The following is a 22,596-nucleotide window of genomic DNA, read 5'->3' as shown; positions in this document are numbered from 1 at the left end:
CGAAGGATGTCGAGACAACAATCTCGTCATCCTGCGCATGGTTGATGATTGCCCATATCCGCAGAGTTCTGCGAAAAATCAATCAAACCGCTTTCTGATTCAGGCTCTTAGGCCCGGCGTCGGCTGGATGGAGCATGACGTCCCTTCCGTGCAAAAAAGAGGCAACTAGAGAGATATTCGACTTCTGGAACGTTTCGATAAAGAAAATATATACGAAGCCGTTCTTAGGAAAAGCTGAGGTTAGCGCAGCTTGGTCCCGTCAGTCGGGAGACACGTTGCTTTTCATCTTAACGCCATGGGACAGGGCCAGGTAAAGCACGCCGGGCACAAGAATGCCTATAATCCAGGAAATATCGACGCCACCAAGATGTTGCGCGATCAGGCCGGTATAAAGCGCGTTCGCGAGAAACGGAATCTGCACCACAATGCCCGCTAGGTAGCAGATCATCGCCCGCCAGTTGACCAGTCCGTAAATCCCGCCATCAGCACGGAATAAGGAGTGAATGTCATATTCACCATGCCGCACGAGATAGTAATCAACCAGATTGATCGCCGTCCACGGTGACAGCACAGCCAGCAGCAACTCGATAAAATTGTTGATAATCTCAAGCGCGCTGCCACTCAGACTGACCGTAATCGCGACGGAAGCCGCCAGCAGCAGCGCTGCCGCAACCCCGCGCGCCCGGTGAGATGGCTCCCAGTCCGGTCGGAATGTATGGACAAAAGTGAGGCTGGAGAGCGCCGCACAATAAATCTGCATCGTGCAACTGGTCAGGGTGGAAATAATCAGAATAAGAAAAAGTGCAACCGGAAGCGCGGGAGAAATCCGTCCGACCGCATCGTAAATAGTGCCCGGAAACCCAGTGCTGCCAATATACGCGCCGATCACGGTGGGAAACGCCGTGCCGAGAACGCTGCCCGCCAGACACGCATAAAACGCCGTTTTTTCTCCCGTCTGCCGGGGCAGGTAGCGCGTGTAGTCAGACACATACGGTGCATAGGCAATCTGCCATAAAACTCCGATGGAGAGCGCGGCGACAAAATCATGCAGATCCGGCATCTGCCATAGCGGAAGCGCCGGCCTGCCAGACGGCCCGAACGCGTAAATCAGCGCCAGAACGATAAAGCTGAAAGCCGCGATATACGTAAAACCAGAGACAAAACGCTCGATAATGCCATGCCCGAGAACACAGAGTCCGCAAATAATAAAAGCCGAGATATAGACGGTACTCTGTCCCGCCGCAGGACCAAAAGCGCTCTGAGCCTGCTCACGCCCGATCGCAAGCAGCGTTGCGGTGAAGCCTGTATACATAAAAATAACCAGCCCGACGACCAGCAGGCCGCCACGCGCGCCAAACTGCCCCCGTGTCTGCTGCATCTGCGGAATCCCCAGATGCGGGCCCTGCGCGGCATGCAGCGCCATGAAGATGCCACCAAGAAAATTGCCGGCCAGGATCGCAATCATAGACCAGCCCAGAGAAAGATGGCAGATTCTGGCGTAAATCATTCCGGTCAGAATCGCCATGATGTTCTGATTGGCGCCGATCCACACCATGCAGAGTGACCGTGCATTGCCATGACGCCGATCCTCCGGCACGGGAAAGATCGTCTCGGTCTCAACGGCGATGCTCCGCCTGCTCTCACGGGGCGGTAATGCGCGTGTCGTCAGCAAGGGGCGGCGTCCTTCAGATCGTTTCAAAATCCGGCTGGGTAAGAAGCGGATCAATGGCATCGAGAAACCGTGCAACCGGGTCCGCTCCGTGAGCCTGTGGCTCAGCCCCGCACATCACGGCGATGCTCAGACCAAGCAGCGCGGAGTGTGGCGTATGGCGTCCGGCACCCGGACAAAGATCCAGGACCAGTGTCGGACAGCAGAACAGGCCGCACCGTATCGTTTCCCGCCAGTTCTCAGGCAATGCCCCGCGTTCATGCAGTTCACCGAGCAAAGGCCGCCAGAGCCGCTTCGCCTTTCCTTGCAGAAAACTTCGGCGCAAAGGCGTCAGCGACCACCCGGTCTCTACGATGGCCGTCTGGTTTTCGACCCTCATCACTGGTTTCGCGGCAAGTACATCGGGATGATACAGCCAGTCGGCATGCGCGAAAATATTGTGAAATGTCGCCTTGATTTCGGCAAGAAGGGCAGGAACATGCCGCCCGGCAAACGCCGGATCAAAAAAGCAGAGATGCGCCTGTTCCGCGTCAGCCCCGAACCAGACATTGGCATTGTGAGCACCGCCATGAGCCACGACACCCCCGCTCCGGGCCAGATGAGCCGGAGCGAGCGCCCGCAGGCTCGTATGAAAACACGCCGCTATCGTCCGGTCGTAGTCCACTCCGTCGATCCGCCAGCGCAGCCCGCACAGATCGGAACCGGATAATGTCGCGCCGGGCAGATTAAAAACACGGTCGCCTCGAAAAAACCGTGCCGCGCGGCCGCCCGGCTTGTCGGGTGCCCCGTTCGCATCCGTCAGACGATGATAAAAAAGCTGATGGATCGGTTCCCCGGCGCTCTCCGCGTCCGTAACAGCATGCCAGCTGTCCCGGTAAATCGACGAGGTAAGCGTATCCAGCTCTTCCTGCGCCGCGATCGCCACGCCGCGCAGAGGATCAGAAGCACCGCCCGCGTCAACGGCCCTGGCCACATCGGCAAATTTCGGCGTATCCCGCTTTCGGTAAAGCAGAATCTGGCGACCAGGCCTGCGACTGACATAAACCGGCATATCAATCGGATACCCGGCATCGCGGAGAATCTCGCCGCGATAAAATTCTTCCAGAACTGTTTCTTCGTTTTCCTCATGATGAAATTTGAAGAAAGACGTTCCCTTCTGTGCGGAGTCGATAAACCCGTTAACAGAGTTCAGACTGTAACCATCAACGCCGATTGTCACCACCTGAACAGAAAAGCCAAACTCTTCCTCCACCAGCGCCGCTATGACAGCCCGCGCTTGCGGAATGTCCCCAGAGCGCACCGCAGCCAGGGCGGCGGAAACACTGATCGCTTCTCCGGTCACCGCTTCATGACCGGAGGCAGAGGCCGTGCCGCGGAAACCGCCCGCGCATGCGCCGCGAAACCCTCATACGTCGCAAAACCCTCATACGTCGCAAAACATTCCGCATGGGCCGCAGCTTCCGCATAGGCTTCCGGTGCGACGCGGGCGAATGACATCCGCTTCATATAATCATGCACTGAAAGTGGAGAATGCGTGCGCGCGGCGCGGCCGGTCGGAAGAACGGCATTGGGGCCAAGCACATAATTGCACAGCGTCACCGGCGAAGACGATCCGAGCAGAACTTCGCCCGCATTGGTGATCCGCCCCAGATCAGCCATCGGATCGACCGTCAGCAGCTCCAGATGCTCAGGCGCATAAGCGTTGGTAAAAGCGACAGCAGCATCAAAGTCTTTCGTCAGAATGACGCCTCCGTGGGCTCCCGTGAGAACCGTGCGGGAAAAGCCGGCCCGCTTTTCGTCCATCTGTGCCCAGTGCCGGGGAAGAGCCGCGATTACCGCCTCCGCCACCCGACGGCTGCTGGTCACCAGCCAGGCCGAAGAATCCGGCCCGTGCTCAGACTCAATCAGCAGATCCAGCACCGCAATCTCCGGATCGACACTGTCATCCGTGAGAATGACAGCCTCACTCGGCCCGGCAGGTACGCCGGGATCGATCACATCCGAAAGCAGCCGCTTGGCCGCGACAACATACGGGCTGCCCGGCCCGACAATCTTGGCACAGGCAGGAACCGTCTCCGTGCCAAAAGCGACAGCCGCAACGCCCTGAGCGCCGCCGCATTTATAAACCTCGTCCACACCGATCAGACGCGCCGCCACAAGCGTGCCGGCATCTACACGCCCGTCCGAAGCCGGCGGCGTCACAATGACCAGACGCGGCACGCCCGCCACCTTGCCCGGAATGGCGGTCATGTTCACCACACTTGGAAAAGACCCCTTTCCACGCGGGACATAACACGCAACCGACTCAATCGGCAGACAGCGATCCCCGGCCCAGATGCCGGGCCGCACCTCCACCATCCAGCTTTCTTCCGGCTTCTGCGCCTCATGAAAGCGCCGGATATTCTCAATGCCATACTCAATGGCGCGGATAACGTCCGGCGCGACAGAATGGAATGCGGCCTCGAATTCCTCTTCTGTCGCGCGGATGCTCATGTCGGGAACCGTCACGTTGTCGAAGGCCTACGCGAAATGGCGCAGCGCCGCATCACCGCCGGTGCGAACCTCTTCGATAACAGGCTTCACACGCTCGATAAAAACACTGAGATCGCTCTCGGTGCGACGAAGCAGCGTCGGAGGGATCTCCGCTGCGTCTGTCAGATCATGAAAGCTGATGGGCTGAGGCATGGAATCTGAAATCTCCTGCGCACGACCCGACAACATGGGTCATTTCGCAAGCCTAATAACGATCAGCCGCATGGCGCAAGAGTATATCTATACTTCCCTATACAATTTTTCAGAGCTCCGACAGAATGCCGCCATCAATGTAGAGAACCTGCCCTGTTTCATGAGCCGCGCCGCCTGCTGTGCAACAAAGAATGCGCCCCTGAGATTTGTATCGACCAGGCGGTCCCATAGTGCCTCATCCACGTCATCAGAAGCGCGAACATCCTCCACACCGGCATTGTTGACGAGAATATCCACGCACGATACCTCTCCGGCCAGAGCAGAGAAAGCCGCCCGAACGGACGACAGGCAACTAACATCGAGCCTAAAAGGCGACACGGACCAGCCGCGTGCCGCCGCCTCGTCACACACGGAACGCAGTTGCTCCCCATCCCGTCTCCCGATCCGGACCCGCGCCCCGCAGGCTGCCAGATGCAGGCTCATCGCACGCCCCAGCCCCCGACCGCCGCCCGTTACAACGGCGACCTTTCCCGCAACAGAAAACAGTTCGGGTCTCTCAGTCACCAGCCATAATCCATTCCGTTCGGCGCAATCAGCGTCTTTAACTTCACTTCCCCGCCCGCAAGCAGGCGCTCGCAGGTGCCAGGAACATCCGCCAGAGAAATCCTCGGCGTAATGAAAGCCTCCAGGTCGTCAGCAAGCAGTGGCAACAGGGCAATCGCCTCATGCATCTCATCCGCAAAGGCACTGACACCGCGCAGATCAATCTCGCGCTCGACAATCAGATTGAAGTCAGGACAGGGCGACTGTCGAAAAAGCCCTGCCAGAACCAGCGTGCCGCCCCGTCCGATAAGCGGCACAACCGTATCGACCAGCTGAGCCGATCCGGTCGTATCCAGAACAAAGGCCGGCCCGTCAGACCCGAAGACCTCCCGCAACAAAGTCTGCCTGCCAGGATGACGCTCGACGACATGCACCGGATGCTCGCGTCGGGCGAGCACGAGCGCCGACAGCCCGCCGATCGTGCCGCCACCACAAACGACGACCGGAGCCCCGGAAGCCGGCGAGAGACGGCTGATCGCATGGAGCGCAACAGACAGCGGCTCGGCAAGCGCCGCAAAGCGCAGAGGCAGCGAAGCCGGCACGGGAAACACCTGCGACGCCGGAAGAACCACATCCTCAGCAAAACCTCCGTCCGACACCTCACCAAGAAACCCCGGCTGTAAACAGAGATTGGGCGACCCCTTCCGGCAGGCCGTGCAATGTCTGCATCCCACGCGTGAGTCCGCCACGACATGCTGACCAGGCTTCATATCCCCGCACGCGCCGCGTGTTTCCATGATGACGCCTGCGAATTCATGCCCTGGCGTTACCGGAAGACGGCCGACCCAGTGGCCTGTTTCAAAATTATGCAGATCGAAACCGCAGATTCCCGCCGCAATAACGCGGACGCGCAACATGCCATCCCCCGTCAGGGAAGAGCAGGGCACCGTTTCGGCACGGAGATCACCGATTCCATAAAAACGTACCGCCTGCATGGTATCCGACCTTAAATCTGGTGTTATTGGAACGCGTTCCCGAATGTTCCGGTTTCGCGATAAGTCTGCCTGGCTTCCTGTTGTCTACACAAGAGAGCAACATTATAATCAGCCCCGGTCCGGGTGCCTGCTGCTCCTGTCCGCGCCCTCCCGGTGACTGACAAACAGGAAGACAGAAGATCCGGCAGGCACGAAGACGGGCGGCAAACAGAACGTTTCACCCGGTCCGGTATCCTCAGCTTTTCCGCTTCAGCTCATAAGAAAATACGTTGCACCATGGCACTGTATTTATTCAGGAAATGGTGTCGTATCGTTTCGATACGTCGCCGGACTGTTTGTGGGTGGTGAGCCGGATCGCCCCGTGCCACGCTACCCGCGGTGATAACGGGATATGGAGACGCAGAATAAAGATGACCGATTCACTCAGTGCCGCCGAAGCCGAGACGATCTATCCGATCCCGCTGAACCGGCGTCATGGCAGGCCGCTCGATCTCTTCACCGTCTGGTTCGGCCCCAACCTGATGATGCTCACCGTCGTGACCGGCGCGCTCTCCACGACGGTGTTTGGTCTGCCCGTCGGTCCCGCCCTGATTTCGATCCTGGCCGGGAATCTCGCCGGCGCCATCTTCATGGCCCTGCACGCCGCCCAGGGGCCGCGCCTGGGCGTCCCGCAGATGGTCCAGACCCGGGGACAGTTCGGTCTGATCGGCGCCGCTCCGGTCACGGCGCTGATCGTGCTGATGTATGTCGGGTTCGCCGCATCCAATCTGATCCTCGGCGCAGAGGGCCTGCAAAGCATCATCCCTCATATGAACCGCCTGAGCGCGATCATGATCATCCAGATCCTCTCCGTCATCCCCGCCTTCCTCGGCTACAGAATGATCCATCTCGCCGCGAAATTCATGAGCTTCGCCTGCGGGATCGCCATCATGTTCTGCATCATCCGGGTATCACTCAAATTCGGCGGAACCGTCCTGCACCCGGATGCCGGACATATCACCTCACACGGCATCCTGAGCACGATTTCGACAACCGCGCTCTGGCAGATCGCCTACGCGCCCTATGTGTCGGACTCATCGCGCTACCTGCCGCCCGGTAAAACCGGAGAGAAACAGGCCTTCATCGCCTGCTTCCTGGGCTCCGTCCTCGGTTCCGTGCTGGCCATGACACTAGGGGCCGTTGTCGGCATCCTCGCCGCCGGTCACGCCATCGTCGCCACGCTGGCCGGTCTGCTCGATGGCTGGGCTCTTCCGGTCATCGTCGCCCTCTCGCTCGGCATCGCCGTCGCCAACGCCATGAACATCTATTGCGGCGCCCTCTCGTCACTCACCGTCGCACAGACCTTCACCCCTGACCGCCGTTATGACCGCGCCGAACGCATGATCGTCACCGCTGTCCTGCTCCTGCTGGCCTTCTGCATGGCCACCCTGATGGCAGGCAGCTTCATGGCCGCGTACAGCGAGTTTCTGGAATTGCTGATGTCAGTCATGATTCCATGGACCGCGATCAATCTGACCGATTATTACGTGCTCCACCACGGAGACTACGACGTCGCCTCCTTCTTCGCGCGTGATGGCGGGAAATACGGCCGCTACAATAAACCCGCTCTGGCCTGTTACGTCTTCGGGATACTGATCCAGATCCCGTTCCTGTCGAGTGGCCTCTACACCGGCCCGGTCGCCCGCATGCTCGGCGGCGTCGATATCTCATGGGTGGTCAGCCTCTGCCTGACCACCCCGCTCTACATCGCCACGGAACGCCGCTTCAACACACGCGCCCTGCCTGTCGCAGCGCAGACCGTCCTCCCGAAATAAACGCAACGACCTGACGGATAACCAGTTATGCCGGACACTGCCCTTCTGAATGCTCTGATCGTTCTTCCCGATCAGAGCCGCCTCCAGGGCGCGATCGGAATCACTGAGGGCCGCGTCAGCATTCTTGGAAGTGACGCCGTCGTCCGGGGACATTGCGGACCCGACACGACCATAATCGACCTGAACGGCGCCTGCGTGCTGCCAGGATTTATTGACAGTCATCTTCATTTACTGATGGCAGCGCAGTATCTTTCCAATATCGGCCTGCGTGACGCCCGCAGCCTGACCGAGGTCGTCGGACGCGTTGCGGCGTTCGCGGATGCTCATCCGGATCGCGCCTGGCTGATCGGTCATGAGTGGAGCTACGGATATCCGGATCTGCCGGAAACCGGCTTCGACTGCGCCCTGATCGACGCCGTCGTCCCGGATCGGCCCGTCTTTCTTGCTTCCGGCATGGCGCACGCCGCATGGGCGAACTCCGCCGCTCTTCAGGCAGCCGGCATCGACGCGTCCACGCCGGACCCCGAAGGCGGCGAAATCGTCCGACGCCCGGACGGCACGCCCTCCGGCTGGCTGAAAGAGGAAGCCGCAAAACTGGTGCAGGCGTGCGTCCCGCCCATGAGTGCGGAACAACGCCGCACCGGCATGATGCTGGCGCTGAAAGACATCGCGCGTTGCGGCATTACCCGGGTGGAAAGCGCCGCCTATGACGAAGAGCTGCTGCCGCTTCTCTCGGAACTGGAGCGTGCGGGAGAACTGACTTGCCGCATCGGGATGATGTCCGAAATGCGGCCCCCGGCTTTTTCCGAAGACCGGCTCGCCGAAATCCGTTCCCTTCGCGCACAATACAACACTTCGTTTCTGCGCCTCGACGGGATCAAATTCTTTCTCGACGGCGTGCTGGAATCTCATACCGGCTACATGCCGCGGGGCTACGCCGATCGCCCCGACGAAACCGGTACACTCATATGGGACCCCGCGCTTTATCGCACGGCCGTTTCAGAAGCGCTCCGGGCCGGGTTCCCCGTATGGACCCATGCGATCGGCAGCGGCGCCATTAAACTCGCGCTCGACGCTTACGCCGCGGAACCGGACGCATCGAAAAAGCTGCGCCCCCGCGTGGAACACGTCGAAATTCCCGATGCGGACGACATTCCCCGTTTCGCGGAAATCGGGGCCATTGCCAGCCTGCAGCCCGTCATGGTCGCATCCTCGGATGAATGGATGGGTATGGAAGGCGTCTGGGCACAGCGCGTTCGCCCGGAAGACCTGCCGTGTGCCTTCCCGATGCGCTCACTTCTCAACGCAGGCGCTGCAATGGCGTTCGGAACGGACTGGCCGATCGTCTCGCTCTCTCCTCTCCGCGGCATCCGCAAAGCCGTTCTGCGCCGCAGCCTGGAGGGCGGCCCGGCTTTAGTGCCTGAACAGGCCATCACCGTCCGCGAGGCCGTCGAAGCCTGTACATCCGGAGGTGCCTGGGCCTGCCTTCGGGAGGACAGCGAAGGATGCATCGCCACAGGGCGCCCGGCGGATTTCACGATACTCGCCGCCGATCCCGAACAGACCCCCGTCGAGTGCCTGCATGAATTGCCCGTTCTGATGACAGTCGTCGAAGGACGCATCGTTTATCGGAACACGCAGACGCAGGGCTCCGGAGACTGACCTCTGTATGAAATCAGCCGGGCTCCGCCCGAACCCGGAAGGGGTCGCAGACCCCTTCACCTATAAATAAGCCGGTTTCCAAAGGTCTGTGACCTTTGGCGGGTTTCAGGGCAGCGCCCCGAGAAGATGCCGGCACTTAACGCGAACAGAGCCTTTGCAAAGGTCCGCGACCTTTGCCGGGCGGGCAAGAAAGATCCCGGAAACGCTCAGGGACGCCAGCGTGCGGCCCGGCGCAGCATCTTCCCGATCAGATCCGCAACCTTCTCCGTTTTGCCAGCATCGACCGGCCACGGCGCCTCTTCATCAGCAAGATAGATGTGCTGTGCCTTCTCAAGTTGGATCGCATGGATGCCATCCTGCGGCTGACCATAATGCCGCGTGGTGTAGCCGCCTTTGAAACGACCGTTCAGAATATCTGAATAAGAGCCGTTCTCACGGGCAACAGTCATTACGGCTTCAATCAGCAAGGATGCGCAGGAGCCCCCTTCATTCGTGCCGAAATTCAGATCAGGCAGCTTTCCCTCAAACAGCCGGGGCACCTCGGTTTTGATGGAATGTCCGTCCCAGAGCACCGCCCAGCCCCATTGCGCTTTAAGCCGGGCCAGTTCCTCCGTCACCGCATCATGATAAGGTTGCCAGAAAAGCACGCGACGTTCCGAAATTTCAGCTTCATCTGGTGCCTGCCCGGCCAGATAGATCGGCGCCCCGTCAAACCCAAGCTCCGGCACCAGCCCCGTTTTCGGCCGTCCCGGATAAAGCGTTGCATCATCCGGGCCCCGGTTGAGATCAATGACATAACGGGAATATGACGCACGGATCATCCCGGATCCGGAATCGCCAGCCCCGCTGTAGAGTTTTTCCATATACCAGTCCGTGTCAGACAACAGCCTGCCGCGATCCGTCATGCGCGCCTCCATGCCGGGGGCCAGCGCCGTCCCGGCATGAGGAATGGCCACAAGAACCGGCGTCGTGCCTGGCGTGAAGGTAAAAACAGAAGAACTCATGCGCTCATTTCCAGATCAGGCTCTCAGTTTTCCGACGGTGTGACGAAACGCGGCACCGATCGTCTCTTCGTCAATGTGTCGTCCGGCACGCACCACCCAGGCACCGCTGCAAAGAACATCGCAAACAGGCAGGGCAGGACGGGCAAAAATCGCACTGTCAAGAACCGGATCGCCCTCCAGTCCCGGCAGAGAAAGATCATCCCCTCGCATGGTCAGCAGATCGGCGCGCCGACCGACCGCCAGCGCCCCGCCGTCATGCCCGCATGCCTGCGCGCCGCCCCGCAGCGATTGCCTGTAAAGCCACCCGCCGACCGACCCGCTCCTGTCAGACGGCAGCGCGCGACACCGCTTCTGCGAAAGCAGCCGCTGTCCATATTCAAGAAGCCTGAGTTCCTCGCCGACACTGAGCAGAACATTGCTGTCACTGCCAATACCGAAACGCCCCCCGGCATCGATGTAGCCGCCCAGCGGGAAAAATCCGTCGCCCAGATTGGCTTCCGTAACCGGGCACAGTCCCGCCACAGCGCCGGATCGCGCCAGCCGGACCATCTCCTCGCTGTCGAGATGCGTCGCATGCACAAGGCACCAGCGCTGATCGACAGGAAATTCATCCAGAAGCCACTCCACCGGCCTGCGCCCGAGAAACGCCACGCAGTCTTCAACCTCCCGCATCTGCTCGGCAATGTGAATATGAACCGGCATATCTCCCGGCGTGAGCCGCAGCATCTCACGAATATCCGCCGCGCTAGCCGCCCGTAACGAGTGCAGAGCGACACCGGTCGCGACACGCGGTTCGCCATCATGAAGTTTTGCGATACGTTCAATAATACAAGCAATGAATTCAGGGTCTCCCGCAAAACGCTTTTGCTCCGGCGTCAGCTTTCTGCCAAAGCCCGCATGACAATACAGCGTCGGCAACATCGTAATCCCGATCCCCGCCTGCAACGCGCCGTCAATCACGCTCAGCGCCATCTCGCCCCGCCGCGTATAAGCCGTCCCGTCCACCGCCTGATGCAGGTAGTGAAATTCCGCAACCTGCGTGAATCCGGCTTTCAGCATCTCCACATAAAGCTGCGCCGCAATCGCCCGCAGCGCATCCGGACCAACCCTGTTCGCCAGAGCATACATCTGCTCACGCCAAGTCCAGAACGAATCCGCCGGATCGTGACGCGTCTCCGTCAGCCCCGCCATCGCCCGCTGAAACGCATGCGAATGCAGGCTCGGCACGGGAGGCAGCACAATATCCGCCAGTTCGCAGCCAGGCTCTGCCTGAGAGTCACATCCGATTGCAGTGAAATGCCCACCGGCGTCGAAGCGCAGGGTCACGTCGCGCCGCCAGCCATCCGGCAGGAGAGCCTGTCTGGCGAAAATGGTCCGGGAGCCTGCCAGATGAGACATAAAACTGCGTACCCTGAATATCATTGCGCCGCGGCAATGTTGAAACTAGGCATGTATAGACGTTTAAGGTCAAGCAAAGCTTCCGGGAGAAGGCCATGTGGGATCGGTTATGGATCGACGTCAGCCTGGCGACCGACGCCTGCGGAACCGGCAGGCCCGGAGGCGATGATTTCGGCGCCATCCGGGATGGCGCCATCGCGGCGAAAGACGGTGTTATTGCCTGGGTCGGCAGCCGGTCCGACCTTCCTGCCGAACCGGCGAGCCTCGCCGTGGACGTTATCTCCTGCCACGGTCAGTGGATGACGACCGGTCTGGTGGACCCGCACACGCATCTCGTCTTCGGCGGAGACCGGAGCGGCGAGTTCGCCGAGCGGCTTCAGGGTGTCTCCTATCAGGATATCGCCCGGAGGGGAGGAGGAATCCTCTCCACAGTCCGCGCCACTCGCGCCGCGAGCGAAGAAGAACTCCTCCGCGTCACACTCGGACGCGTACGCCGTCTGATCGAAAACGGTGCAACCACCATCGAAATAAAATCAGGATACGGCCTGACAACGGAAGAAGAACTCAAGCAGCTTCGTGTCGCCCGCGCCGTCGGAAGACATCTCCCCGTGCGCGTTCACACGACCTTCCTGGGCGCCCATGCGCTCCCGCCGGAATTCGCAGGACGCCAGGCCGACTATGTGACGCATCTCTGCGAGGATATGATCCCCGCCGTCGCCGAAGCCGGGCTGGCAGACAGCGTGGATGCCTTCTGCGAAACCATTGCCTTTAAACCCGTCGAAATCGAGCGCATTTTCGAGACGGCCCGCAGCTTTGGTCTTCCTCTGCGCCTGCACGCCGATCAGATGTCCGATCTGCAGGGGAGTCACCTCGCCGCGCGATGGCATGCGCTGTCAGCGGATCACGTCGAATACGCAAACGAAGAGAGCGTGCGTGCCATGGCCGAAGCCGGAACGGTCGCCATGCTTCTCCCCGGCGCGTTCTGGTTCGTGCGTGAAGAGAAACTGCCCCCGGTCGCACTCTTTCGCAAACACGGCGTCCCGATGGGCCTGGCAACAGACTGCAATCCCGGAACATCACCGATCCTGACACCGACAGGCGTCATGAATATGGCCTGCATCCTCTTCAGACTAACCCCGGGAGAAGCGCTGGCCGGACATACGCACATCGCCGCGAAAGCCCTGGGGCTGGCCGAGACAGCCGGCAGGCTGCGTCCTGGCATGGCCGCCGATATGGTGCTCTGGGATGTCGCCGGGCCGCACGAACTCTCTTACTGGATCGGAGGCGTCAAACCCTCAGCCCGTATTTTTGCCGGTATTCCAGACTGAACCCCCGGTGAGGTGGATAAAGTCCACTCATTTATGCCAGTATGGACTACTGATATTCGTATGTAAGGTAAAACGCTGTGTTGCTGTTCTCAGGCAAAGATAAACCCGCTGCCCGCTATGAACAGGTCAAGCTCTACATCACCGAACGGATCGAAACAGGAGAGTGGGGCGTCGGACAGCGCCTTCCTTCCGAAAGCGAACTCGTCGAACGCCTCGGCGTGTCCCGCATGACAGTTCACCGAGCCCTTCGTGAACTCAGCGTGGACGGTCTCGTCACGCGCGCTCAGGGTGTCGGCACCTTCGTCGCCGAGCCGCCAAAGCGTGTCGAGCTCCTGGAACTTCGTGATATCGCCGAGGATATTGCGTCAAATGGCCATACTCACACGACGCGAATCATCACCCTCGATACCATCCGCGCCGATGCCAATCTCGCCACGACCTTCGAGCAGCGTCCCGGCGCCCGTCTCTTTCACTCCGTCATCGTCCATTACGAGGATGATACGCCCCTCCAGGTCGAGGAACGCTTCGTTTCCCCGCATTTCGCCCCGCATTATCCCGAGCAGGATTTTACCGAAACCCACCCGCACCGGCACCTCAACGCAATCGCCCGCCCGGAGGAGATCGAACATGTTGTCTTCGCCGTAACACCCAATGCTGACATCTGCGATCTTCTCGAACTGGACGAACCGGAAGCCTGCCTTCAGTTGATGCGGCGCACCTGGGTCGAAGGGCGCGTCGTGATGAAAGGAATCTTCACCTATTCCGGCAGTCGCTTCAGTTTTGTGGGCCGCTATCGTCCCTGATCGTTATTGCGCTTCCGGATTTCTGGAAAATCGTTACGATTTCAGGTTGACATGGGTATTCTCCATGCGGCAGATGGATGTATATACAAGTACATCCAAGGTGACGTCATGAGCAGCCCGATCTTGTCCCATCTTTCCAATGATCGTATCATTCGTGCAGCCCATGGCCCGGACATTACGGCAAAGAACTGGCAGGCAGAAGCCGCCATGCGCATGCTGATGAACAATCTGGACCCCGAAGTGGCCGAGAAGCCGTCCGAACTGGTCGTCTATGGAGGCATCGGCCGCGCCGCCAGAAACTGGGAATGCTACGACCGTATCGTCGCGAGCCTGAAAGCGCTCGAAGCCGACGAGACCCTGCTCGTCCAGTCCGGCAAACCCGTCGGCGTCTTTCGCACTCATGAAAATGCCCCCCGCGTTCTGATCGCCAACTCAAATATCGTTCCCCACTGGGCGAACTGGGATAAATTCAACGAACTCGACCGCGCCGGACTCATGATGTACGGCCAGATGACCGCCGGCTCCTGGATCTATATCGGCAGCCAGGGCATCGTGCAGGGCACATACGAAACCTTCGTCGAAATGGGCCGTCAGTATTACGGCGGCGATCTGACGGGGCGCTGGATTCTGACTGGCGGCCTCGGCGGCATGAGCGGCGCCCAGCCTCTGGCAGCCGTCATGGCCGGCGCTTCCATGCTGGCCGTCGAATGTGAACCGGGCCGCATCGAAAAGCGCCTGCAAACCGGCTATCTCGATCGCAGCACTGATTCACTCGACGAAGCGCTGGAAATCATCGACGCCGCCTGCCGAAGCGGCAAACCCGTCTCCGTCGGCCTGCTCGGCAACGCGGCGGACGTGTTCCCGGAACTCGTCCGCCGCGGCATCCGCCCCGATGGCGTAACCGACCAGACCTCCGCGCACGACCCGCTGAACGGCTATCTTCCGGCCGGCTGGACCCTCGGCCAGGCTGAAAAAATGCGCATCACCAGTCCGGCCGCCGTCGAGAAAGCGGCAAAGGAATCCATGAAACTTCACGTCGAAGCCATGGTCGCCTTTCACCGCGCGGGCATCCCCACCTTCGATTACGGCAACAACATCCGTCAGATGGCGTTCGAAGCTGGCTGCGAAGACGCCTTCGTTTTCCCGGGCTTCGTTCCCGCCTATATGCGCCCGCTCTTCTGTCGCGGCATCGGCCCGTTCCGCTGGGCAGCACTGTCCGGCGATCCGGAAGATATCTTCAGAACCGACGCCAGAGTGAAAGAACTGCTGCCGGACGATAAGCATCTCCACAACTGGCTCAATATGGCCCGCGAGAAAATTCACTTCCAGGGCCTGCCATCCCGCATCTGCTGGGTGGGCCTGGGTGACCGCCACCGTCTCGGACTTGCCTTCAACGAAATGGTCGCAAAAGGCGAACTGAAAGCCCCGATTGTCATCGGCCGCGATCACCTCGACAGCGGCTCCGTCGCCAGCCCAAATCGCGAAACGGAAGCCATGCGTGACGGTTCGGACGCCGTCTCGGACTGGCCGCTGCTCAACGCCCTCCTGAGCACCGCGTCCGGCGCCACATGGGTGTCGCTGCATCACGGCGGCGGTGTCGGTATGGGCTTCTCGCAGCACGCCGGCATGGTCATCGTCGCCGATGGCACCGAAGACGCCGCGAAACGCCTAGAGCGCGTGCTATGGAACGATCCGGCAACTGGCGTGATGCGTCACGCCGATGCCGGCTACGATATCGCCATCGACTGCGCCCGCGAAACAGGGCTCAACCTGCCCATGATTACGAAAGCCTGAGATAGATGGACGAAAATTTCGTTCTGCACCCAGGTACACTGGATCTGCGGACCCTGCGCCGCTTCGTCTTCGAAAACACCGGCGTCACACTGGCCCTGGGTGCCACGGAGACACTGACCGCCGCCGCCCGGTCCGTTGACCGCATCGTCGCCGGAGGCGCCGCCGTCTATGGCGTCAACACAGGCTTCGGCAAGCTGGCGAAAACCCGTATCCCGGATGACAGACTGCGCGACCTCCAGCGCAACCTCGTTCTCAGCCACGCGGCCGGCATCGGCAAACCGCTTCCGGAACGGGTTGTTCGCCTGATCCTCCTCCTCAAGGCAAACGGCCTGGCACGTGGTTTCTCCGGCGTGCGGCCGGAGGTCGTGCAGCTTCTGCTCGATATGCTCGACCGTGGCGTGATCCCCGTGATCCCGGAAAAAGGGTCTGTCGGCGCCTCAGGGGACCTCGCGCCGCTCGCCCACATGACAGCCGTTCTGATCGGTGAAGGCGAGGCTTTCTTCGGGGGGCAGCGCCTGCCCGGAGCCGAAGCCCTGCGCGCCGCCGGACTGGAGCCCGTCGTGCTCGGCCCCAAGGAAGGTCTCGCCCTGCTGAACGGCACCCAGACCTCAACCGCGCTGGCCCTCGTCGGCCTGTTCGACGCCGAGCAGCTTTTCCAGGCCGCACTGGTCACGGGCGCCCTGACACTCGACGCCGCCCGCGGCACCGATGCCCCATTCGATCCGCGCCTGCACAGCCTGCGCGGGCAGCAGGGACAGATCGAGTGCGCCGGTGTCTATCGCAAACTGATGGAAGGCTCCGCCATTCGCGCTTCCCATCAGATCGACGACGAGCGCGTGCAGGACCCTTACTGCCTCCGCTGCCAGCCACAGGTCATGGGGGCAGTCCTCGACAGCCTGCGCCACGCCGCGCGCGTCCTGCTGATCGAAGCCAATGCCGTCTCCGATAATCCGGTCCATTTCCCCGACACGGATGAAATGATCTCCGGCGGCAACTTTCACGCCGAACCGGTCGCCATCGCCGCGGATCTTATGGCCATCGCCGTCTCGGAAATCGGCTCCATCGCCGAGCGTCGCCTCGCTTTGCTGGTCGATGCAGGCATGAGCGGCCTGCCGCCCTTCCTGGTCAGCGACAGCGGCGTGAACTCCGGTTTCATGATCGCGCAGGTCACCGCCGCCGCTCTGGCGTCCGAGAACAAGACCCTCGCGCACCCGGCCAGCATCGACAGCCTGCCAACGTCCGCCAACCAGGAAGACCACGTCTCCATGGCGACATTTGCAGCCCGCCGCGTCACTGATATCAACGACAATGTGCGCACCATTCTCGGCATCGAATACCTCGCGGCGGTCCAGGGCCTGGATTTCCTTGTCCCGCTGACCTCCTCCACACCGCTCACGCAGGCCGCCGCCGTACTTCGTCAGCATGTGCCGTTCTTCGCGCAGGATCGTCTGTTCACACCGGATATGGAAGTGGCCGGCGCGCTCATTTCCGCAGGCGTTCTGACAACTGTCCTCTCCGATATCCTGAAACTCCCGACCGTAGAGGCTGCATGACAGACGACGGCGCGTTTTCCGTATTTTCAGCAAAAGCGCGCCGTCGTCTCCCGCGCCTCTTCGCCGATTATATCGACGGCGGCGCACACGGCGAATACACCATAGCCCGCAACCGCGAGGCCTTCAGGCGATGGGCCATCATACAGCGCGGCCTGCGTGATGTCTGCTCCATCGACCTCACGACCCGCTGTTTCGGCAGCGCCTGGACTATGCCGGTCTTTCTTGCACCCGTCGGCTTCGCCGGCATGTTCCACGCCCACGGGGAACCCGGCGCCGCCTATGCCGCCGCACAACGCGGGGCCAGGGGTGGGCGTCTCAACCTTTTCCATCGCGCCCATGGAAAAAATCGCCTCGACCGGCGCCGGCCTCCTGGCCCAGATCTACGTGCTGCGTGATCGCGCCATCACGCGCGACATGCTCGCCCGCGCCGCAGGCTGCGGCATCAAAAGCATAATCGTCACTGTCGATACCGCCATAACGCCCATCCGGGAACGAGATATTCGCAACGGATTCCGCCATCTTTCACGTCCGACCCTGTCGCAGATGCTCGGCCTGGCAGGGCGCCCGGCCTGGCTCGCGGGTCTTGCGGGCGGCAGCATCCCTACCGTCGGCAATATCGACAGATATACGACATCACGTGGAGTCATGGCCCAGGCCCGTGACGTCGCCGCACAGATCGACCCGACCCTGAACCGGGACGATCTCGCATGGCTCCGTGAAAACTGGACGGGTCAGCTCATCGTCAAGGGGATCATGCATCCGGACGATGCCGTTCAGGCAGTTGATGCCGGCGCCGACGGGATCATCGTCTCGAACCACGGCGGCCGCCTCGACAGCGGCATCCGTCGAGGCGGCGAAGTCGTCACCGCTCTGGCGCTCGGCGCAACCGCCGTGGCCATCGGTCGTCCCTGGGCCTGGGCGCTCGCAGCCGGAGGCGCGCCCGGCGTTGGCGCGGCGCTGGATACGCTGGCACAGGAAATCCGCGATGTCATGGCCCTCGCTGGTCTGTGCGACATCGAAGCGATCCGGACAGCCGGTCGCGACATGCTCTGGAAATTCTGATCCCGGCAGCCACAAGTCCGGTAACCAGGGCCCGATCCCGGAGGTCAGACACCCGGAGCCAGGCGCCCTGCCACACGTTCCGTGTGCTGTTTCAGCGCAGCCCGCTGCTTTCGCCCGAAATCGTCACCGCCAGCGCCGCAGCATCCGGACTTTCAGTCATAAGAGCGACCGGCCGGCAGCCACGGGTCGCCGTGAGTATCATTCCCATTCGGACCACATTATTTTCGAATGTCCACGCCCCTGACAGCGGTAGTGCAAACAAGGTTGCCCCCGGCGCAAACGTCACGGACTGCCTCAGCAACGCCATCTTCCCGATCACAGAGGGCCCCATCATCAGATTGAACGCCCGAACCGGACGCCCGTGGCAACACGCTTCCACCGGCATCGCACCGTCAAAGCGAACGGTCTCTCCTGCACTGCGCAGAATACACGCATCGCGTCTGATGCCCGTCAGAGTCAGCATCCCCTCCGACGCCAGTCCCAGCGTCCGGATAAAACCCGGAAACAGAGAGAATGCCCCCTCCTCCGTGATATCAGCCAGACTGACGCGCCACCCGATGCCCGCGGCGTTATCAGCAGCCGTTCCCGCCGCAATCTCACGCGTTATCCCCCGCCCGTTACGCCAGCGACGGACAGGAAAATCATTGAGTGACACTATCCTTATGCTCATACGAGAGCAGATGGTTGCATCTCACCCGGATTCAGAACTCCCCCCGGATCAGGTATCCGCCTGCCGGGGCGCAGCACCTCATGAGCAACCGGATCACGCTCCCCGGTCATGAGTTCCACCCTCACCGGACCAGCTCCCTGTTCGCCATCACCAATCCATCCGGACATAATCCCCCGCGATAAATTTCCGGTCCATGCGTCTTTGCAACGACCTCGGCATAGGGGAGAGATCAGTATCACAGTGAAAAATCGCCGTCGCCAGCAGGCCCGGCAATCGTCGCGGTAATGCCCGATCCCTCTATATCCGTTTTCGTAACGTAGATCACTTTCGTCAGCGCGAACATCATTACACTCGCTTCCATGGAAATACCGGTATAGCCCGATCCGGCTGAGCCCGAAGCGGTTTCTGCCGCCATATCCATATGATGTACATGCACTTTTTTTGCAGAGCCAGACCACGCGCCGGAACGCCCAGGACCCCGGCTGAGGTCGGACCTCCCCGGATCGTCCGATAGCCTAATCGCCTCCCCCCTTTTTATAGACTCCCGCACTGTGCGTGTGTGTGTGAACGCCAGGGCTGCCGATCATTCGATATCGCTCTGTCAGCGTTACGTGCAGGTTGTTGAATGCCCGTGAGAAGTGGGTTTTTCCTTACAAAGCGTGCAGATTTTTCAGATGGCGTGCAGGATGCGGGCGCGGAGGATTTGGGAGCTTGCCCGCCCGAACATGGTGCGCTTGATTGTCTTCAATTTGCTGATCTGCCCTTCGACGGGACTGGTTGTCCACGGCGTTTTGAGGGCAGCCATAATGGCCTTAACGTCACGCTGCAATCCTGTGACAAAATGAGAGAGCATTGTCGTTTTGCTTTCCTTCATCAGGAGAGCGAGGTCCGCTTCGGATTTTTTGCACAAAAGCTGATGCATCTTTTTTGTCCAGCCGATAGCTGCGGCAAGTTCAGCTTCTGCATTGGTCAACTGCAAGAGAAACCGGCCCTCCTTCTCAGCGTATGTTTTTGGATCTGACAAGAGCAAGCGAGCAGGTTTTCGATCCAATGATATGGGTTTTTTATGCGCCGCATTCGTTGTGGGCGGTTTGACTTGCCGTGAGCCAAGCCACAGGCGGACGATGCCAGACTTTCCCATGAACACCATGTTGACGAGTTCCCGTCAGAGTTGGACAGCATTTCGGCATCCTTCAGCCTGGCGATTTACTGATGAGAATACCCTTGTTCTTTCAATACGGCTGCTTGTTCGAACCTTATGAGACCTGTGCGCGGGTGATATTGATGATTCTCTTGCAGCTGATATTGAGGGTGGAGAATGACGATGGCGCACCGGTCGATCGGTCAGGACTGTCCTGAGTTCTTGAGGCCGATCGGCCGCCATCATTGCTGGATAAAATCGCTGCCCTGATCGACTGGCAGCCGATCGCCGCTATACTGGCGTCACTGTATCCCACGACAAAGGAAGAGGCCGCATGGCCGCCGTTGTCGATGTTCCGGGCGATGCTGCTTGCCGTTTGGTATGACCTTTCGGACGTCAGGCTGGCCGGGACGCTGGACGACCGGACATCCTTTCGTCGGTTCTGCGGGTTTTCCGCGCACGAACCCACCCCGGAGCGCACGACCTTTGTGCGATTCCACCGTGAACTGGCCTCCCGCTCGTCGCTCGACCAGGCGCTATTTGAAGCCGTGATGGTCCAGCTGAAAGCGCGGGCGATCCGGATCAGGACCGGCACGATCGTCGATGCGACGATCATCGCGTCCCAGACGGAGCGTGACGACGAGGCACGCTGGGTCAAGCACAAGGGAAAGCGAGCCGTGTATGGCTTCAAGGCCCATGTCGGCGCTGATGCCACGCCCGTTCTGGTCGAACGGATCGCGATCACGCCGGCCAATATCAACGATGGACGCGCGGGTCCTGACGCGGTGCCCGACGACCCTGGAGAAGTCTCTGCCGACAGCGCCTGTCGCGGCAATCACTTCCGCGATACAGTCCGGTCGAAAGGCGGAACGCTTCGCGTCGCCGCAACGGCGATGTGGGGACGCGACGAGCGCGAAACACTCGCCCGGCTGAAGGCATGGAACGACGCGGTCCATCAGACCCGGAGCAGGATCGAGAAGATCTTCGGGACATGGAAGCGTAGCTACGGCCTGCGTCGGATGCGATGATGCGGTCTCGCAAAAGCCGCCATCCAGATCCACTTTACCGCCATTGCCTAGAGGGTGTTATGCACTTTACATGAGCAGGTTGGCTGCGTTTTTCAGCATGAAACCAGCGAAAGCGATGGTGTGCATTGCAGCGAGAGTTGAGGCACAGCGCTCATAGTCTTTTATGAGCCTTCTGCACCGTGTTGCCCATGCGAACGATCTCTCTGCGATCCATCGTCAGGGCAGCAACACAAAACCACGTTTTGCCTGAGGCAGCCTGACGATTTCGAGAGTGATATCCTGCTCTTTTGCCGCCTTCGCAGTTTTTGATCCGGTATAGCCCTGATCGGCCCATGCCAGTTCAACGTTGCCGTCTGTTGCCTGCCGGATGGCTTCCGCCAGCGGACCGACTTCTGCCCGATCGTCCCTGTCTGCCGGAGTGACGTGCAGGACCAGAAGATGCCCCAGGGTGTCGACCGCCATGTGCAGCTTCGATCCCTTCTTTCTTTTCGCGCCATCATAGCCAGACCGTGCCCCGCTTTCCGGGGTTGAACGCAGTGTCCTGCTGTCGATGATCGCCGTTGTCGGTTCAGCCTTCCTGCCTGCGGCCAGGCGCAGCACAGCCCGAAGATCGTGGACAACAGCCTCGAAACAGCCCGCTTCCATCCAGCGCCGGGATTGCTGGTAAACCGCAGTCCATGGCGGAAGATCGTTCGGCATCGCCCGCCACGCAATGCCGTAACGGATCACATACTGCAACCCGTTGAACAACTCCCGTAGATCATGATGGCGTTGTTCCGCGTCTTCTTTCATCAGAAGAAGATACGGAACTATCAGGCACCATTCTTCGTCGCTGATATCAGACGGATACGATTTGCAGGAAGTATTCAACCAGATGTTCTGCAACACTTCCACAGGAAAGTACATAACACCCTCTAGAGCGGTTCCACTGAACTCTGGATCGTTTAGGTGACACCTGAGGCGCATTGTGATTCACCGTTTCTATTGATGGAGAGGGTGGATGGCGCGGGCATTTGGTGACGATCTTCGGGTACGGGTTCTGGAGGCTGGAGCATCGGCCCGTTCGGTGGCGGCCCGGTTCGGGGTCGGGATTTCGACGGCGATCCGATGGCTGCGTCGTGAGCGTGAAAGCGGCGAGCAGACGGCACGCCGCCAGGGCAAACCGTGTGGGTCACGGCTGGACGGGCATGAAACCTTCATTGCCGGCATGATCAAAGCGCAGAAAGACATCACACTCAACGAGATGATGGTGCGCCTGAGAAGTGAACGGGACGTCGGGATCGGCCGCGGCATGCTCAGCCGGTGGCTACGGCAACGCGGCTGGACATTCAAAAAATGGACGTGTCACGGTTTAGTTCCGGACCTTTAAGACCGAAGCTGGTCATGAAGGAGACGTGGAATGGGACGAGTTTACAAGGCTGAGTATTGACACGAGGCGGTGCGTTTA

At 60.4% G+C, this 22,596-nt stretch carries 22 protein-coding genes and 2 pseudogenes; 11 read left to right on the top strand and 13 right to left on the bottom strand.

What is annotated here, in order from left to right; genetic code table 11:
• Window positions 1-98: pseudogene (locus tag GOB90_RS16860) on the top strand (IS5/IS1182 family transposase); the annotation flags it as partial.
• Window positions 99-259: 161 nt separating this feature from the next.
• On the opposite strand, the gene GOB90_RS16855 reads toward GOB90_RS16860, so the two are convergent.
• The 6 genes from GOB90_RS16855 to GOB90_RS16835 form a co-directional block, all read right to left on the bottom strand.
• On the bottom strand, window positions 260-1,672 hold the full coding sequence (locus tag GOB90_RS16855) for a purine-cytosine permease family protein (protein WP_242012126.1): 1,413 nt from the start codon (window positions 1,670-1,672) through the stop codon (window positions 260-262).
• Window positions 1,673-1,685: 13 nt separating this feature from the next.
• On the bottom strand, window positions 1,686-3,011 hold the full coding sequence (locus GOB90_RS16850; RefSeq protein ID WP_146892051.1) for a hypothetical protein: 1,326 nt from the start codon (window positions 3,009-3,011) through the stop codon (window positions 1,686-1,688).
• Entirely contained in the window at window positions 3,008-4,177 is a 1,170-nt protein-coding gene (gene hisD, locus GOB90_RS16845) for a histidinol dehydrogenase (protein ID WP_261766020.1), read from the bottom strand. The genes GOB90_RS16850 and hisD overlap by 4 nt, the downstream gene beginning before the upstream one ends.
• A 12-nt stretch (window positions 4,178-4,189) precedes the next feature.
• A complete protein-coding gene (locus tag GOB90_RS19365; RefSeq protein WP_242012124.1) occupies window positions 4,190-4,354 on the bottom strand; it encodes a hypothetical protein in 165 nt (54 codons plus the stop codon).
• An 87-nt stretch (window positions 4,355-4,441) separates the two neighbouring features.
• Complete coding sequence (locus GOB90_RS16840) at window positions 4,442-4,918, bottom strand: SDR family NAD(P)-dependent oxidoreductase (RefSeq protein WP_146892048.1); 477 nt, start codon at window positions 4,916-4,918, stop codon at window positions 4,442-4,444.
• Entirely contained in the window at window positions 4,915-5,892 is a 978-nt protein-coding gene (locus GOB90_RS16835) for a zinc-dependent alcohol dehydrogenase (RefSeq protein ID WP_146892045.1), read from the bottom strand. Before GOB90_RS16835 ends, GOB90_RS16840 begins: the two co-directional genes overlap by 4 nt.
• A gap of 410 nt (window positions 5,893-6,302) precedes the next feature.
• Here GOB90_RS16835 and GOB90_RS16830 point away from each other — a divergent pair, with 410 nt between their 5' ends.
• A complete protein-coding gene (locus tag GOB90_RS16830) occupies window positions 6,303-7,706 on the top strand; it encodes a purine-cytosine permease family protein (RefSeq protein ID WP_146892041.1) in 1,404 nt (467 codons plus the stop codon).
• A 27-nt stretch (window positions 7,707-7,733) separates the two neighbouring features.
• Window positions 7,734-9,368, top strand: coding sequence for an amidohydrolase (locus GOB90_RS16825; protein WP_146892038.1), 1,635 nt, complete (start codon window positions 7,734-7,736; stop codon window positions 9,366-9,368).
• A 206-nt stretch (window positions 9,369-9,574) separates the two neighbouring features.
• Here the strand turns inward: GOB90_RS16825 and hutG are convergent, their stop codons facing one another.
• Together hutG and GOB90_RS16815 are read right to left on the bottom strand one after the other, a co-directional pair.
• Window positions 9,575-10,372: an N-formylglutamate deformylase gene (gene hutG / locus GOB90_RS16820; protein WP_146892034.1), complete on the bottom strand. Its 798-nt coding sequence runs from the start codon at window positions 10,370-10,372 to the stop codon at window positions 9,575-9,577.
• Window positions 10,373-10,387: 15 nt separating this feature from the next.
• Window positions 10,388-11,770, bottom strand: a complete 1,383-nt coding sequence (locus GOB90_RS16815; protein WP_146892031.1) for a formimidoylglutamate deiminase — start codon at window positions 11,768-11,770, stop codon at window positions 10,388-10,390.
• Between the two features lie 95 nt (window positions 11,771-11,865).
• Here GOB90_RS16815 and hutI point away from each other — a divergent pair, with 95 nt between their 5' ends.
• The 6 genes from hutI to GOB90_RS16785 all read left to right on the top strand — a co-directional run bounded on the left by hutI (window position 11,866) and on the right by GOB90_RS16785 (window position 18,310).
• The gene (gene hutI / locus GOB90_RS16810; protein ID WP_146892027.1) at window positions 11,866-13,098 is read left to right on the top strand and encodes an imidazolonepropionase; all 1,233 of its coding nucleotides are present in this window, start codon (window positions 11,866-11,868) and stop codon (window positions 13,096-13,098) included.
• Window positions 13,099-13,175: 77 nt separating this feature from the next.
• Window positions 13,176-13,901 (top strand): histidine utilization repressor, encoded by a 726-nt coding sequence (gene hutC / locus GOB90_RS16805; protein WP_146892024.1) that lies wholly within the window; start codon window positions 13,176-13,178, stop codon window positions 13,899-13,901.
• A 108-nt stretch (window positions 13,902-14,009) separates the two neighbouring features.
• Entirely contained in the window at window positions 14,010-15,695 is a 1,686-nt protein-coding gene (hutU, locus tag GOB90_RS16800; protein WP_194300973.1) for a urocanate hydratase, read from the top strand.
• 5 nt (window positions 15,696-15,700) lie between these two features.
• A complete protein-coding gene (gene hutH / locus GOB90_RS16795) occupies window positions 15,701-17,248 on the top strand; it encodes a histidine ammonia-lyase (protein ID WP_146892021.1) in 1,548 nt (515 codons plus the stop codon).
• Window positions 17,245-17,643: an alpha-hydroxy-acid oxidizing protein gene (locus GOB90_RS16790; RefSeq protein ID WP_146892018.1), complete on the top strand. Its 399-nt coding sequence runs from the start codon at window positions 17,245-17,247 to the stop codon at window positions 17,641-17,643. The genes hutH and GOB90_RS16790 overlap by 4 nt, the downstream gene beginning before the upstream one ends.
• A complete protein-coding gene (locus GOB90_RS16785; protein ID WP_242012122.1) occupies window positions 17,585-18,310 on the top strand; it encodes an alpha-hydroxy acid oxidase in 726 nt (241 codons plus the stop codon). The genes GOB90_RS16790 and GOB90_RS16785 overlap by 59 nt, the downstream gene beginning before the upstream one ends.
• 91 nt (window positions 18,311-18,401) lie before the next feature.
• Here GOB90_RS16785 and GOB90_RS16780 read toward each other — a convergent pair whose 3' ends face one another.
• The 4 genes from GOB90_RS16780 to GOB90_RS16765 all read right to left on the bottom strand — a co-directional run bounded on the left by GOB90_RS16780 (window position 18,402) and on the right by GOB90_RS16765 (window position 20,130).
• Entirely contained in the window at window positions 18,402-18,965 is a 564-nt protein-coding gene (locus GOB90_RS16780; protein ID WP_173572169.1) for a HutD family protein, read from the bottom strand.
• 11 nt (window positions 18,966-18,976) lie between these two features.
• Window positions 18,977-19,147, bottom strand: coding sequence for a hypothetical protein (locus GOB90_RS16775; RefSeq protein ID WP_173572168.1), 171 nt, complete (start codon window positions 19,145-19,147; stop codon window positions 18,977-18,979).
• Window positions 19,148-19,215: 68 nt separating this feature from the next.
• Window positions 19,216-19,395 carry a hypothetical protein gene (locus GOB90_RS16770; RefSeq protein WP_146892010.1) on the bottom strand — a complete coding sequence of 60 codons (180 nt, stop codon included), beginning with the start codon at window positions 19,393-19,395 and terminating at the stop codon, window positions 19,216-19,218.
• A gap of 255 nt (window positions 19,396-19,650) precedes the next feature.
• Window positions 19,651-20,130 (bottom strand): transposase, encoded by a 480-nt coding sequence (locus GOB90_RS16765; protein WP_146892007.1) that lies wholly within the window; start codon window positions 20,128-20,130, stop codon window positions 19,651-19,653.
• Between the two features lie 236 nt (window positions 20,131-20,366).
• Between GOB90_RS16765 and GOB90_RS16760 the strand changes: the two genes are divergently transcribed.
• Complete coding sequence (locus GOB90_RS16760) at window positions 20,367-21,149, top strand: IS5 family transposase (protein WP_198912639.1); 783 nt, start codon at window positions 20,367-20,369, stop codon at window positions 21,147-21,149.
• A gap of 66 nt (window positions 21,150-21,215) precedes the next feature.
• Here the strand turns inward: GOB90_RS16760 and GOB90_RS16755 are convergent.
• Window positions 21,216-22,019: pseudogene (locus tag GOB90_RS16755) on the bottom strand (IS5 family transposase).
• 130 nt (window positions 22,020-22,149) lie between these two features.
• On the opposite strand from GOB90_RS16755, the gene GOB90_RS19590 reads away from it, so the two are divergent.
• Window positions 22,150-22,518, top strand: coding sequence for an IS630 transposase-related protein (locus GOB90_RS19590; RefSeq protein WP_173572167.1), 369 nt, complete (start codon window positions 22,150-22,152; stop codon window positions 22,516-22,518).
• Window positions 22,519-22,596: the final 78 nt, after the last annotated feature.

This window comes from Acetobacter oeni, from assembly GCF_011516825.1.
Taxonomy (GTDB): domain Bacteria; phylum Pseudomonadota; class Alphaproteobacteria; order Acetobacterales; family Acetobacteraceae; genus Acetobacter; species Acetobacter oeni.
The sequence above is the reverse complement of the archived record's forward strand: the minus strand, read 5'-3'. Positions and strand labels throughout refer to the sequence as shown.

Bases quoted from the DNA above. Each gene is read 5' to 3' on its own strand.
- hutH (WP_146892021.1), top strand. From the start codon at position 15,701: ATGGACGAAAATTTCGTTCTGCACCCAGGTACACTGGATCTGCGGACC.
- GOB90_RS16765 (WP_146892007.1), bottom strand. From the start codon at position 20,130: ATGGTGTTCATGGGAAAGTCTGGCATCGTCCGCCTGTGGCTTGGCTCA.
- GOB90_RS19590 (WP_173572167.1), top strand. From the start codon at position 22,150: ATGGCGCGGGCATTTGGTGACGATCTTCGGGTACGGGTTCTGGAGGCT.
- GOB90_RS16815 (WP_146892031.1), bottom strand. From the start codon at position 11,770: ATGTCTCATCTGGCAGGCTCCCGGACCATTTTCGCCAGACAGGCTCTC.
- GOB90_RS16775 (WP_173572168.1), bottom strand. From the start codon at position 19,147: ATGTCCGGATGGATTGGTGATGGCGAACAGGGAGCTGGTCCGGTGAGG.
- GOB90_RS16830 (WP_146892041.1), top strand. From the start codon at position 6,303: ATGACCGATTCACTCAGTGCCGCCGAAGCCGAGACGATCTATCCGATC.
- GOB90_RS16825 (WP_146892038.1), top strand. From the start codon at position 7,734: ATGCCGGACACTGCCCTTCTGAATGCTCTGATCGTTCTTCCCGATCAG.
- GOB90_RS19365 (WP_242012124.1), bottom strand. From the start codon at position 4,354: ATGCCTCAGCCCATCAGCTTTCATGATCTGACAGACGCAGCGGAGATC.
- GOB90_RS16785 (WP_242012122.1), top strand. From the start codon at position 17,585: ATGGAAAAAATCGCCTCGACCGGCGCCGGCCTCCTGGCCCAGATCTAC.
- GOB90_RS16770 (WP_146892010.1), bottom strand. From the start codon at position 19,395: ATGGCGGCAGAAACCGCTTCGGGCTCAGCCGGATCGGGCTATACCGGT.
- hutU (WP_194300973.1), top strand. From the start codon at position 14,010: ATGAGCAGCCCGATCTTGTCCCATCTTTCCAATGATCGTATCATTCGT.
- GOB90_RS16790 (WP_146892018.1), top strand. From the start codon at position 17,245: ATGACAGACGACGGCGCGTTTTCCGTATTTTCAGCAAAAGCGCGCCGT.
- hutI (WP_146892027.1), top strand. From the start codon at position 11,866: ATGTGGGATCGGTTATGGATCGACGTCAGCCTGGCGACCGACGCCTGC.
- hutG (WP_146892034.1), bottom strand. From the start codon at position 10,372: ATGAGTTCTTCTGTTTTTACCTTCACGCCAGGCACGACGCCGGTTCTT.
- GOB90_RS16835 (WP_146892045.1), bottom strand. From the start codon at position 5,892: ATGCAGGCGGTACGTTTTTATGGAATCGGTGATCTCCGTGCCGAAACG.